Origin of the sequence: Microbacterium sp., from assembly GCF_036277215.1 — a bacterium.
Classification (GTDB): domain Bacteria; phylum Actinomycetota; class Actinomycetes; order Actinomycetales; family Microbacteriaceae; genus Microbacterium.
In genome coordinates this window covers 44092-56890 of the sequence record NZ_DASUNI010000166.1, presented here as the reverse complement: position 1 = coordinate 56890, position 12799 = coordinate 44092, and the positions used below count along the sequence as shown (strand labels likewise).

The following is a 12799-nucleotide window of genomic DNA, read 5'->3' as shown; positions in this document are numbered from 1 at the left end:
CGACCGCCTCGTCGTCCAAGAGCATGGGAGCGGCCATCACCGTCCTGAATCGAACGATCTTCTGGACGTCCTGTCGGCCGTACTCCGGGTCGGTGAGAACGTCGTCGATGTGCTGGATCTGGCGGTCCACAGTGACCCGCCCGATGAGCGAGGCGCGGTCGAGCTTGAACGGATGCGCACCGACGTAGTCGACGTACTCGTCGGAGAACCCCAGGGACGACGACAGGACGAAGTGGTCCCCATCGACGAGCATGATCGCCGCCGCCTCGCATCGGCACAGCCGCCGCACACTCTCGACGATCGTGTCCAGCACCGCGTCCGGGTCGGACGAAGATCGGCCCAGCGCGGTCAGCACCTCGTTCATCGCCGCGAACTGCTCCGTGGCATCGCTGTAGTCACGCCGGAGGCTCTGGAAGTCCTCCTCGCTGACGTGCTGACCGCGCCCCATGACCATGGCCCCTCTCTAGAGACCGTGCGCCCCGCCTAGCCGAACTTCAGCCGACATTCTCCTCGGGGCAAATTGGCCGCGCAATAGGGCTCCGGACCGCCCACCCGCGGCCGGCCCGGCATCGGCACTCCGAGGCGCTTAGGCTTCGATCATGGCGGGCGCGGACAAGCGCAGGAACTTCCGGCACCGGATGCTGAACCGCCTGCACCGCGCCCTCTTGGCCCTCTCGGGCGGGCGCCTCGGATCCACGCTCGCCTCTATGCCCGTCGTCGAGCTGCACACCATCGGCCGTCTCACCGGCACCCGCCGCACCGTACTGCTCACCTCGCCCGTGCATGACTCGGACCGCTACGTGCTCGTCGCATCGAAGGGCGGTGCGCCGCGGCATCCGTCGTGGTACCTCAACCTGCTGTCGCACCCGGATCTGGAGCTGACGGTGCGCGGCCGCACGCTCGCCCTGCGCGCGCGCACTGCGACCGGTGAGGAGCGCGACGAGCTGTGGCGCGCGATCGTGGGGGCCGATCCGGGGTATGCGCGGTATCAGCACAAGACCAGACGCAAGATCCCGGTCGTCGTCTGCGAGCCGCGGCGCTGACGGCCGTCAGCCGACGGGCGGCAGAACGATCGTGCTGAACGAATCGGCGGGAAGCGTCGGCGCGATGACCCGGTCCCCGAGCATGATCCGCACCGGCATCTCCACGCTCATGTCGTTCTGGATCACGAGAACGATGCTGCCGTCGGGGTTGAGGAAGGCGAGCTGGTTGTCATAGCCGGAGTAGGTCAGGCAGGTCAGCGCCCGCGCGCCAGGAGCCACGAACGCACTCACGTGCTTGAGCACCTGGTACTCGTGCGAGTACCGGAAGGCGGCGGTCTCCGGGTCGACCACGATCAGCGAGTTCTGCGTCCAGCCCCAGCGGCTGAGGCCGCCCTCGAGCAGCGAGATGTTCCAGTACATGTACGCGTTCGCGCCGTTGCCGAAGAACTGCTTCATCAGCGACCATGCGTGTCGCGCATGCCTCCAGTCGTTGCGGCCGTCTCCGCACTCCTGCTCGGTCTGGTAGATCCGCAGTTCGGGGTGCAGGCGATGCAGCGCGGCGACCGCGCCCTTGCCCTCCCACTGCACACCGAGTCCCGAGACGTAGCCTGCCGCCTCGGATACGGCGACCACGTCTCCGAGGAGGCGGTCGTCGGAACGTTCGAGGGTGCCCAGGAAGACCTCGACATCGCGGGCGGCCATCTCCGGCCCGAGGTGTCGCAGCAGCTGGACGAAGCCGTCCGGCGTCCACGTGCAGCTGGGAAACACCTGGGGTGAGTTGAACTCGTTCTGCGGCATCACCATCCCGATCGGGATGCCGAGCTCGCGGTAGGCGTCGATGAACCGGCCGAAGTACCGCGCGTACGCCTTCAGGTGCGGCTCGTCGAGGATGAACATGTCGGTGCCCTCGTGGCCGACCTGGTCGGGGTTCAGCCCGTTCTGCACGTTCGACATGAATGGATTCGGCAGCGCACCCGCGTAGTGGCCGTTGCGCTTCATCCAGCTCGGGGGGCTCCACGGCGACGCCCACAGCCGCAGATCGGGTCGCTGCTCCTGCGCCGCCCGGATGAACGGCACGAGCGTCTCGAGGTCGTTCGAGATGTCGAAGTGCTCGAGCGCGAAATCGCCGGGCACCTCGTCGTAGGAGTACCAGTCGCGCGAGAAGTCGTTCGCACCGACCGGCATGCGGCACAGCGACAGTCCGGCACCGACCCCCGGCGCGAACAGCTCGCGGAAGATCTCGTCGCGCTGGGACTGCTCGAGCACGCCGAGCGATGTCCAGCCGAGCTCGTTGAAGCTCGCGCCGAATCCCTCGATCAGCTGCTTCGGGTCATCCACGACCACGAAGACGTTCGGCATCTCCGTCACGGGCTCGACGTCCGGTCCGGGCACCTCGCGCCAGGCGGCATCCTGGGTGGTGACGATCCAGCGGACGGGGGCGGCCGGCTCAGGGGTCATCCCACCACCGTAGCCCGACGTTGCGCGACGGCCTTCGGTCCCGGTCACGGCTCCAGGATCCGCTCGAGCAGCTCGAGACTCCTCGCGATGTCGACGTCCGGCTCGAGCAGCCACTGGATCTGAAGACCATCGGATGCCGCGATCACGAGCGCCGCCATCGCCTCGGGTTCGACGCCACGACGGTAGCGCCCCTCTGCCTGGCCTGCGGCGATCAGCTCGGCCAGCCCGGCGCGGATGCGGGCGAACCGGGTCGCGAAGTACTCCCGGGACAGATCCTTGTCGGCCTCGAGCGAGCCGGCGAGCATGCTCGTGTACAGCGACACGAAGCCCGGGATGGTGACGTTGCGCTCAGCCGCGCGCACCATCGTGCCGACCACCTCGTCCCGATCTCGGGGATCGCCGTGGCGGCGCTCGCCCTCTCGCAGGACCTCGACGAGCAGCTCTTCGCGCGAGCCGAAGTAATGCAGCAGAGCCGCGTGCGAGACGCCTATCTTCTCCGCGATGGCACGCAGCGACGTGCCCTCGGCGCCCTTGTCGGCGAACACCTCGATGGCGTGGTCGAGGATCTCCTGCCGGCGGGCGATCCCCTTCGCATATGAGCGCGGCGCCGTCGCGCGCTTCGGGGCGCCGCTCGGCGTCGGGGGTGTCGCGGCCATGACCGTCAGACTAGCAACTAAAACCTCCATGTGGTGGTTTTTTCTGCTACCGTCGGAACAGCGCAACGACGCCCACGCAGAAAGCAGGACAACGCAATGACCAACCCGGCTATCTCCATCCAGCTCTGGACCGTGAGAGACGAACTGACCGCCGATCTGGACGGCACTCTCGCCAAGCTGAGTGCCATCGGGTTCCGCAACGTCGAGGCCTTCGGCTTCGTCTCCCGGGCTGACGAGCTCGCCGAGGCCTTCGCCCGGCACGGCATCTCGTCCCCGACCGGCCACGCGTCGCTCGCCTCCGGCACGGAGAACCCCTTCGATTCGTCGATCGCCGTCCCGACGCCCGAGGAAGTCTTCGCCGCGGCGAACAAGCTCGGCATGACCACGGTCTTCGACCCGTTCGTGGCACCGGACCGCTGGGAGACGCTCGAGGAGATCACCAAGACCGCCGATGCGCTGAACGCCGCCGCCGCGATCGGAGCCACCTACGGCGTCAAGGTGGGCTACCACAACCACAACCAGGAGTTCCTGAAGAAGATCGACGGCCGCTTCCCGCTCGAGGTCTTCGCCGAGCTGCTCGACCCTGCCGTCGGCCTGGAACTCGATCTCTACTGGGCGTCCGCGGGCGGCGCCGACGTCGTCGCTCTTCTGGACGGTCTCGGCGACCGGGTGGTCGCGCTGCACGTGAAGGACGGGACGCTCGAGCCGCTGCCCAGCCTCGGAGAGATCCCGACCGACCAGGTGCCGGCAGGTGAGGGCGTCGTCGCGCTCACCGACGCGCTCGACGCTGCACGGTTCGCGGAGTACGCGATCATCGAGTTCGATGCGTACCCCGGAGACATCTGGCAGGGCGTCACCACGGGCTACGAGTTCCTGTCGGCTCGAGGACTCGTCTGATGGCCGCATTCGCACCGGTCGGTTCCGGCCCCGTCGGCGTCGGTTTCGTCGGAGTCGGCGTCATCAGCGACACCTACCTCGAGAACCTGAACAGCTTCCCCGACATCGAGGTGCTGATCCTCGGCGACCTCCTCACCGACCGCGCCGCGTCCCAGGCCGAGAAGCACGGGATTCCGGCATCCGGCACCACTGCCGACGTCCTGGCCCACCCGGGTGTCGAGCTCGTCGTGAACCTGACCGTTCCGGCCGTGCACGTCGAGATCTCGTCGCAGGCGATCGCCGCCGGAAAGCACGTGTGGAGTGAGAAGCCGATCGGCATCGATCGTGACAGCGCGCGGGCGCTTCTCGCGCAGGCGGATGCCGCGGGCCTGCGCCTCGGCATCGCACCCGACACGGTCCTGGGCCCCGGCATCCAGTCGGCGAAGCGCGCGATCGAGCGCGGCGAGATCGGCCGCCCGCTGTTCGCGCAGACGAGCATGCAGTACCAGGGGCCCGAGGTATTCCACCCGAACCCGGCGTTCCTGTTCGACCACGGCGCCGGCCCGCTGTTCGACATGGGCCCGTACTACTTCACCACCCTCGTGAGCATTCTCGGACCGGTCGCCGCCGTGGCGGCGCTCGGTCTGAAGGCCACCGAAGAGCGCGAGATCCTCGTCGGACCGGATGCGGGCAAGAAGTTCCGGGTCGAGGTCCCGTCGACGATCAACGTGCTCGCGAGCTTCGAACAGGGCGCGCAGTCGCAGTCGTTCCTCAGCTTCGACTCGCCGCTGCGTCGGCAGGGGGTCGTCGAGATCTCGGGCACCGAGGGCACCATCGTGCTCCCCGACCCGAACATGTTCACCGGGCGCACGGCGATCACACGCCCGTTCAGCCATCGCGGATCGGACCCGGGCACCGCCGCCGTAGCCGAGCAGCCGTGGACCGACGTGCCGGAGGAGGGCGTGGTGGTCGGGCGAGGCCTCGGCGTGCTCGACATGGCCCGCGCGATCCGCACCGGTCGGCCGCACCGCGCCACCGGCGAGCTCGGCTACCACGTGCTCGACACCATGGTGTCGGCGCAGGAATCCGCGGCGATCGGCCAGTTCGTACCCGTCGAGAGCACTGTCGCGCCGATCGAGGCGGTTCCGGTCGACTTCGACCCGTTCGCCCGCACGCTCTGAACGACGGCTGTCGCTGACGCGGCACGCGGGGGCACCGGAAACGGACTCCTCCGCGTGCCGCGCACGCCGCTCTCGACCGACGCCGCCCGCGGCGCTACCCTGATGCCGGGGGCAAGCCAGCGGCATCGGGGAGCCAATGAGCGTCAGCGTCACGTTTCCGCGCAACGACGACCGTGGTCGCGCCTTCGTGACGTGGCGGCCGACCGAGGTCCGGTTCGCCTCGGCGCCGCCCGTCCCGGGCGGCGATCCGCTGGGGGTGACCGTTTCCGCCCGCACGCTCGCCGGCGGCGGACGACTGCTGTTCTCGGACCGCCTCACCCACGCCGGTTCGCCGACATTCGAGCTCAGCATCCCCGCTGACGGAAGCGCACGCACCGTGTGGGTCGGCGGGGCCTTTCCGAACGCGAGCACGCGGTTCGGTGACGTCGTCATCGAGGTGCGCGATCGGGTGACGGGCGCTCTGCTGGGCTCTCGCCCGACGATGGTCCGCGTGCGCAAGAACGCGAACGCACTCACCTCCGCCGAACGGGGTCGCTTCCTGCGCGCGCTCGCCACGCTCAACGGGTCTGCCAACGGCCGCTTCGCCGACTTCCGCGACATGCACGTCGCCGGTGCGCCCGACCGGGAGGCGCACGGCGGGCCCGGCTTCCTGCCCTGGCACCGCATCTACCTGCTCGATCTCGAACGTGAGCTCCAGGCGATCGACGGCGAGGTCTCACTGCCGTACTGGCGGTTCGACGCGGCCGCGCCCAACGTGTTCACTCGCGCCTTCATGGGCGTCTCCGGCCCCCAGGACCGCGTCCAGTTCACGCCGTCGAACCCCCTCACCGGATGGGTCGGCGGAAATCTGCCCGGAGTGGAACGCGGGCCGGGCGTCGGACCGCTGACCGTTGCCGGTGTGCGGTCCGAGCAGCAGACCCTCGCGCTGGGCGGCTCGCCCGCCGCGGACTTCGGCCCGTTCGCGATCATGCAGGGCAACCCGCACGGACGGGCGCACATGTCGCACCTGCGCGGAGTCATCACCGACCCGGGCACCGCACCGCAGGATCCGCTCTTCTTCCTGCTGCACTGCAATGTCGATCGGCTCTGGGCGAAGTGGCAGTGGGCGTTCCGCCGGCACGATCCCGCGGTCGCGCGCGCGTTCGTGCCCGGATCCGCGAACGCGGGCCATCGCCTGGGCGACCGGCTGTGGCCGTGGAGCGGCCCACTGCAGTCGCCGCGACCGACGACCGCCCCGGGCGGCGGCCTTGCGGCCTCGCCGATGACGGACGCTCCTGGGGTGAGTCCGCGCGTGAGAGACACGATCGACTACCTCGGCACCGTGTCGGGTGCGCATCTCGGATACGCCTACGACGACGTTCCGTTCCAGATGACCGGAGGCACGCCGTGAGCGACGAGACCGATATCGAAGCGCTGCGCAAAGCATTCGTGGCCGAGTTGACCGAAGAGCGCCGAGCCCGGCCCAAAGCACGCACCGCCCGTCAAGTGGAGGCGGCCCGATCTGCGGAGATGACGGAGCAGGACCTGGAGCAGGTGCTTCTGGATGCCGAGACGTTCGAGAGCACGGCCCGCCTGCTGCTGGACATCCTGGGCGACGAGTCCGCCGCACTGTCGCTGCGCCTGATCGCGCTCGAACGCCTCGGAGGCGCCGCCTTCCAGCCGGTGCGATTCGCGCCGTTCCATGCCGAATTCGTCGAGCGGCTGCGGGAGCTGGCGGAGTCGGAGCACAAGGAACTGCGTCACATGGCACTCGACCGCCTCAGCCTCGACAACGACGAAGTCGGCCAGCGACTGCTGAAGGAGAGCCTCGAAGGAACCCGCAAGCCGCTCCTGCCGGCCGCGACGGCGGCGCGGTTCCTCGCGCGCGACGAGCACGGCGATTCAGCCCCTCTTTTCCGCGACCTCGCCCGCAGCGGAGGCGCCCGCGTGCGGGAGCAGGCGCTGCGCGCGCTCGCGAGCGACCCCGGATCGGTCGAGCTGCTGGCATCCATCTCGGCGGACAAGACGGAGCGGACAGCGGTGCGCGAGCTTGCCGCCATGAGTCTCAAGGCGGCATCGCCCGAGCGGTTCGCGGACGTCGCGCGCGACATGGTGCTCGATGAGGCCGAGGACGAGCACTTGCGGACCACCGCCCTGTCCGCGATGGCGTTCACGCCCGGCGCGGGCGACGTGGTCGACGACGACCGGTTCCGCGAGGATCTCGAACGGATCAAGGGCGAGACGGGCTCGCGGTCGCTGAAGACCTCGATCGATCGATTCACCGAGGCGCGAGAGCCGAAGGTTCCGGAGTGAACCTATGCCGCGCGACGTCGAGGCCCTGATCACCGAGCTGCTCGCCCAGCCGGTGACCGCCGCGCAGCTGCGCGAGGGAGCTCCACACAGCGCGGGACTGTCGACGGCGGATGCCGAGCGCGTGCGCGCACACCTCCTCGCATCGTTCGAGTCGCGCGGGATCCCCGACGACGCGATCGACATCGTCGCGGAGGAGCTGCGCACGAGTGCCAGCCCCGTCGTGCTCGCCGGTGCGGCGCGCGCGGTGCGCGGCATGGGTGCGGATGCCGGAGCGGAGTGGGCCCGACTGCTGCGGGAGGCGGCTGACCGCGTCGCGACCGCGGATGTCTACGTCCGGTGGCAGCCCGGCGTCGTCGCGCCGACGTGGATGCGGACTGTGCGCGGCGAGCTGCTCGACGTGCTCGGCGAGATCCGTGAGACCACCGCGAGGCGGATCGGCGTGGGCACCGAGGCGCCGGCGCTCGAGCTGGACCTGCGAACGCTGCGCCGCGTGCGGGTCGAGGATCAGGCCGGCGCGACGGCGACGATGGCCGACCTGCTCGCCGGTCACGACAGCATCATGGCGTTCTTCTACACCCGCTGCATGAACCCGGCACGGTGCTCACTCACGATCACTCGACTTGCCGGACTGGCGCGCTCCGACCCGGACGGTCGCACGATCGTCGCGATGACCTACGACCCCGACTACGACTCGCCGCAGCGGATGCGCCGCTACGGCGCGGAGCGCGGCTTTCCGTTCGGCGAACGCGCCCGCCTGATCCGCGCTTCGGAAGGCTGGCCCGAGGTGCGCGCGATGTTCGGGCTGCGCGTCGGCTACGGTCCGGTCACCGTCAATGAGCACGCGCGAGAGCTGTTCCTCGTGGGCGACGACCTGGTCGCGCGGATGGCCGATCCGGATGCGGTCTTCACCGGACCGACGCGAGGGTGACAGCGTCGGAGTGTCTACTCAGCGGCGATCGAAGCGGCGCGATTCGTCCGCGGCGAGCCGGGCCGCGGCATCCCGAGCCGTCTGCAGTCGCTCCGCGTCGGCGTACAGCGCACCGAGACCCTCGTCGCCGCCGTGGGCGTGGGCGAGCTGCAGGTTCGCGCGCAGATTGATGCCGGCACCGGCGATGCCTGCGGCGAGCGCTTCACCGGCGACGGCGAGATCCGCAGCCAGGTGCGGGTTGCCGATCTCGACCAGCAGGCGAAGTTCATCGACGAGTTCGACGCCGACGTCGCCGAGGGTCACCGACGACCGGGCGGCGCCGACGGCGGTCGCCCGCACCCGCTCGTCGCGAGCCGGATCCCCGGTCGACAAGGCGAGGGCAGCGCCCAGCTCGGCCGAACGCACCCCATCGGCCTCTGCACCCGCGAGCGCATCGGCGCGCCGTGCCACGAGGCGCTCCGCGCTCTCGGTGGCCCGCTCGTCGTCCGGGGTGTACTCGGCGACCATGCGCAGCAGCGCGGCCGAGAGCCCCAGCATCACACCGCACGCGGCTCCGCCCCCGGGCGCTCCGTCAGCCTCCGCGAGCTTGTCCAGCCACGCCGACAGCGAGGTGGATGTCGGTACGCGCGCCTCTTGCTGGTCCATACCCGCCACCCTAGTCAGGGTTCCCGTCGGCAGATCGCGGCGGATCTCCGTCGTCGGTACGGGTTCGGCGCCTGAGATCCTTGCGCAGGAACACCTCTTGGATGCCGTCACCCTTCTCGACCCGTTCGGTCTCCACGTACCCGCAGTGCTCGTAGAGCCGGATGTTCGCCTCGCTGAGACTTCCCGTGAACAGCTCGGCCTGCTCGGCGTCGGAGTCGGCCTCGGCGGCCTCCAGGAGTGCTCGCCCGATGCCGAAGCCCTGCATGTCCGGCGCGATGGCGATGCGTCCGATCAGCAGCAGTCCGTCCGCTTCCCGTGTGCGGATCGCCCCCACCAGCCTTCCGGACAGACGCGCGACCCACCCGTCCGCGTGGCGAAGTTCCGCCGCGAGCTCGTCGAGGGTCTGCACCAGCGGGGGCATGTCGACCGAGCCGTAGATGAGCGCCTCCGAGACGAACGCGGCGCGCTGGATCGTCAGCACCTCACCCGCGTCGTCCGGCGAAATCCGCGCCAGGACGATGTCGTCCGCGACGGTTACCGGCATGCCCGCGGTCATGAGGCGTCCCGCTGCGAGGCCCGCAGCAGGCGCTCCATCTGGAGCACTCTGTCCTGGTCGCGCAGGTAGCCCGCGTATCCGCCGGGTGTGCGGCCGATGAACCGCCCGGACGTGAGCACCTCGGCGGCGTCGGTGGCGCATACCGCGGCACCGGCACGGCGGCACGCGTCGACCAGCAGCACGTCCTCGTGCTCGTCAACATCGCTGAAACCCCCGACACCGAGGTAGGTGCTGGCCCGCAGGCCGAGATTGGCGCCGTGCGTGTGCCCGTTCGGCATGCCCGGCGTGTGGGTGTCGAGCCAGAGCCGCTGATGAGGCGGACGGAGGTCATCGAAGTCGGGACGGACGGTGCCGACCACCACGTCGGCGCCCGCTGCGGCGAGGTCCAGCTGGACGCTGAGCCAGTTCGCGGGCACGCTCGAGTCGGCATCCGTGTTGGCGATCCAGACTCGATCCGACGGCGTCGCCGTGAGCGATCGCAATCCCGATCGGATGCCGAGGCTCCGCGCTGCGCCGACGGCGTTCGCCTCGGCGACCACCACCTCGAACGGGTGCGTCGCCGCGATCTCGCCCGACCCGTCCGTGCACGCGTCCAGCACCACCCGTACTTCGCACGGTACGCCCGCCCGCGCGATCGCCGCCGTCAGGGAGACGAGGCAGCGGTGCAGCAGCGTCTGCTCATCGTGCACCGGAACGACGATGATCACGGCCTCGATCGACGGGGCGCTCAACTCAGCCCCTCCCGGTGAGCAACCGAAATCGCGGGGCGGCGACAGAACACCTCGAGCACGAAGTCCTCCTCCTCATGGGAGGCGAGCGTCTCCCAGGCGTGAACCGATCTCAGCGCTCGATGAACCTCGTCGCCGGTCAGCGGGTACTCCGCGACCGGGTGCCGCCAGTGGCAGGCGACGACGCAGCCGCTCGCGTCCAGAGCCCCTTCGATGAGTTCGATCGTGCGGTGCAGATCGGCTTCGGACAGGTAGTAGCCCACCTCCGACAGGACGATGGTGTCGAACGTCCCGGGCGGCCAGTCGCCGGGCACCGCGCTCTGCTCGAACGTCACGTGCTCCACTGGGCCGAGCCGAGCGCGGGCTGCCGCCACCGCCGCGGCGGACGGATCCAGCCCGAGGACGAGGTCCGCGCGCGGCGCGAGCTCGACGGTGACGTGACCGGTCGAGCAGCCGATCTCCAGCACACGGCCGAGCCGCTGCGACGGCAGACTGGCCAGCAGCAGCGCGCGCTTGCGCTGTTCGTACCAGCGGGTCTCGAATCCCCACGGGTCGTCGTGGCGGGCATAGAAGTCTTCGAACCACGCCGCCGGAAGCGACTCGGACGCGTCGCGCTCCTCGAGAAAGAACAGCTCGGTGTCGCGGTCGAAGTGGGCCTGCATCGCCTCCGAGACGACCGGTTCGTCGCCGGGCGAATCCGACAGCGGCTGCATCTGCGACGCATGGGTTCGCAGCGCCTGCGCCTTGATCGAACGCTCACCCGGTGTGAGCGCGAGCACGACGGCGTCGTCCCACGCCACGTTCTCCGGGCGACCCCAGTGCCAGAGCCAGATCGGGTATCCGAGATGCCGCAATCCGCACCGATTCGCGACGCGCGCAACGGCTTCGGCGGCGACCCGGTGGTCCCGATGTCCGTCGCCCGACCACGGCGCGACGATCAGCACGCGGTCCGCCGGCGCGGCGAGCGCCTGCACGGCCTCGGTCAGCCCATCCTTCAGGGAGGCGGTGTGCTCACGCAGCCGGCCGTCCGGCAGACCGAGGAAGAGCACGCGGGCTTCGGGGGCGAGGATATGGATCGCACGGACCACTTCTTCGCGCCGCAATGCGCTCAGATCGGTGCGTGAGTGCGACGGCGAATTCGGGTGAGAGGCCTCGCCGTCCGTCGCCACGACCACGGTCACGTTCCCCCGAGCCTCGTGCACGCGTCGGATGAGACCCCCGGCGCCGAGGGTCTCGTCGTCCGGGTGCGCCGCGACGACGAGCAGTTCGTCGAAGTCGTCATCGAGAGGACGAGCGGTCCGGATGCGGCCGTCGTCGCGCCAGACATCCTCAGTGGTCCCGTCGTCGAGATGGCTGAAGGCGACCATCAGCCACCCGCCGCAGCGACGACGTCGCGCCCGATCCGCGCGGAGTCGCGCGGACCGTGGTGCTGGCGAAGATACAGATGGAGGTCTGCCACCCGACGGGCATGGGACTCGTCCGCGACCAGGGGCGCCGGCCCGAGGGCGGCATCGGCTTCCGCGAGCGTCAGCGTCGCCGCGGTGACCACGACGCTGCGCACCCGCTCCGCAAGCAGCCGGTCGCCCACGGATGCGGATCGGCCCTCATCGATGAGGTCGGCGGCTTCGGCGAGCGCCGCGCGGGCGGCCCATAGCGCCGCATCCACTCGGCCGAGGTGCGCGAGAGCGAGTTGATCCGCGCGTTCCGAGCTCGCCGCGGCGATGAGGGCGTCGGCGAGACCGACTGCCGCACCCCACCAGCAGGCCGCGACCGACATCCCTCCCCACGCGAAGCCGGGACGCGTGAGGTACCAGCCGCCGTCGCCGACCGCGACCGCCGGAACATCGTCGAAGTCGACATCCGAACTCACGACGTCGGGAAGGCCGCGGGCGAACCAGGGCCCGCCGTGCGGGCGCACGCCCGCACTCTGCAGGTCGACCGCGAACAGCCCGCGGCGCTCGTCGTCGACGGATGCCGTCACCAGGGCATGCGTGAGGTGCTGGGCCAGCGAGCACCACGGCTTGGTGCCGCGCAGCCGCCAGTCGTGTCCGTCGCGGACCGCCTGCAGGCGCTTGCCCGCCGCTTCCGCGGCGAACACCCCCCACGTCGATCCGGGGCGCACATGTACCCGCTCGAGGTCCGGCCGATCATCGGCCTTCTCGGTGCTCGCCTGGTCCAGGATGCTCAGTGCGTCGAGGTGCGGCTCGAGCATGCGCGCAGCGGACACGTCGAGCGCTGCGGTCGACGCCAATAGCTCCCATAGCTCGCGGGTTCCGCCCCCGCCGACGGGGGGAGCCTCCCGGCCCACCTCGACGCACCACGCCAACGTCGCGCGCACGTCCGTGCCCAGTCCGGCGACGTTTCGCGCGGCATCCACGGCTGCCACGACCCGTGCGTCTTCGGAGGACCCGGGAATCAGCACGGTGCGCGGCATCAACGCCGCGCCGCGCCGGGTGACCGGTACTCGAGAACGACGTTCCCGGCGTGCATCGGGCT

14 protein-coding genes are annotated in these 12799 nt (G+C 70.1%); 6 read left to right on the top strand and 8 right to left on the bottom strand.

Features of this window, described 5'->3' with window-relative positions; translation table 11 throughout:
• Nucleotides 1-454 (bottom strand): GAF domain-containing protein (locus VFX99_RS08695; RefSeq protein WP_329665899.1); only part of this gene is annotated, 454 nt, incomplete at its 3' end.
• 145 nt (nt 455-599) lie between these two features.
• Here VFX99_RS08695 and VFX99_RS08690 point away from each other — a divergent pair.
• Nucleotides 600-1043 carry a nitroreductase family deazaflavin-dependent oxidoreductase gene (locus VFX99_RS08690; RefSeq protein WP_329665898.1) on the top strand — a complete coding sequence of 148 codons (444 nt, stop codon included), beginning with the start codon at nt 600-602 and terminating at the stop codon, nt 1041-1043.
• A 6-nt stretch (nt 1044-1049) separates the two neighbouring features.
• Here VFX99_RS08690 and VFX99_RS08685 read toward each other — a convergent pair whose 3' ends face one another.
• A complete protein-coding gene (locus VFX99_RS08685; protein WP_329665897.1) occupies nt 1050-2441 on the bottom strand; it encodes a glycoside hydrolase family 30 protein in 1392 nt (463 codons plus the stop codon).
• A gap of 44 nt (nt 2442-2485) precedes the next feature.
• The gene (locus tag VFX99_RS08680; RefSeq protein WP_329665896.1) at nt 2486-3097 is read right to left on the bottom strand and encodes a TetR/AcrR family transcriptional regulator; all 612 of its coding nucleotides are present in this window, start codon (nt 3095-3097) and stop codon (nt 2486-2488) included.
• A 96-nt stretch (nt 3098-3193) separates the two neighbouring features.
• Here VFX99_RS08680 and VFX99_RS08675 point away from each other — a divergent pair, with 96 nt between their 5' ends.
• The 5 genes from VFX99_RS08675 to VFX99_RS08655 all read left to right on the top strand — a co-directional run bounded on the left by VFX99_RS08675 (nt 3194) and on the right by VFX99_RS08655 (nt 8374).
• Nucleotides 3194-3994 (top strand): sugar phosphate isomerase/epimerase, encoded by an 801-nt coding sequence (locus VFX99_RS08675; protein ID WP_329665895.1) that lies wholly within the window; start codon nt 3194-3196, stop codon nt 3992-3994.
• On the top strand, nt 3994-5154 hold the full coding sequence (locus VFX99_RS08670; protein ID WP_329665894.1) for a Gfo/Idh/MocA family oxidoreductase: 1161 nt from the start codon (nt 3994-3996) through the stop codon (nt 5152-5154). Before VFX99_RS08675 ends, VFX99_RS08670 begins: the two co-directional genes overlap by 1 nt.
• Nucleotides 5155-5290: 136 nt before the next feature.
• The gene (locus VFX99_RS08665; protein ID WP_329665893.1) at nt 5291-6544 is read left to right on the top strand and encodes a tyrosinase family protein; all 1254 of its coding nucleotides are present in this window, start codon (nt 5291-5293) and stop codon (nt 6542-6544) included.
• A complete protein-coding gene (locus VFX99_RS08660) occupies nt 6541-7446 on the top strand; it encodes a hypothetical protein (RefSeq protein ID WP_329665892.1) in 906 nt (301 codons plus the stop codon). The genes VFX99_RS08665 and VFX99_RS08660 overlap by 4 nt, the downstream gene beginning before the upstream one ends.
• Before the next feature lie 4 nt (nt 7447-7450).
• A complete protein-coding gene (locus tag VFX99_RS08655; protein ID WP_329665891.1) occupies nt 7451-8374 on the top strand; it encodes an SCO family protein in 924 nt (307 codons plus the stop codon).
• A gap of 18 nt (nt 8375-8392) precedes the next feature.
• On the opposite strand, the gene VFX99_RS08650 is transcribed toward VFX99_RS08655, so the two are convergent.
• The 5 genes from VFX99_RS08650 to VFX99_RS08630 are packed head-to-tail and all read right to left on the bottom strand — an operon-like array spanning nt 8393 to nt 12737.
• On the bottom strand, nt 8393-9019 hold the full coding sequence (locus VFX99_RS08650) for a cyclodeaminase/cyclohydrolase family protein (RefSeq protein ID WP_329665890.1): 627 nt from the start codon (nt 9017-9019) through the stop codon (nt 8393-8395).
• Nucleotides 9020-9029: 10 nt separating this feature from the next.
• The gene (locus tag VFX99_RS08645) at nt 9030-9563 is read right to left on the bottom strand and encodes a GNAT family N-acetyltransferase (RefSeq protein ID WP_329665889.1); all 534 of its coding nucleotides are present in this window, start codon (nt 9561-9563) and stop codon (nt 9030-9032) included.
• A gap of 8 nt (nt 9564-9571) precedes the next feature.
• Nucleotides 9572-10306, bottom strand: a complete 735-nt coding sequence (locus tag VFX99_RS08640; RefSeq protein WP_329665888.1) for a glycosyltransferase — start codon at nt 10304-10306, stop codon at nt 9572-9574.
• A complete protein-coding gene (locus tag VFX99_RS08635; RefSeq protein ID WP_329665887.1) occupies nt 10303-11670 on the bottom strand; it encodes a bifunctional PIG-L family deacetylase/class I SAM-dependent methyltransferase in 1368 nt (455 codons plus the stop codon). Before VFX99_RS08635 ends, VFX99_RS08640 begins: the two co-directional genes overlap by 4 nt.
• A complete protein-coding gene (locus tag VFX99_RS08630; RefSeq protein ID WP_329665886.1) occupies nt 11670-12737 on the bottom strand; it encodes an acyl-CoA dehydrogenase in 1068 nt (355 codons plus the stop codon). Before VFX99_RS08630 ends, VFX99_RS08635 begins: the two co-directional genes overlap by 1 nt.
• Between the last annotated feature and the right edge of the window lie 62 nt (nt 12738-12799).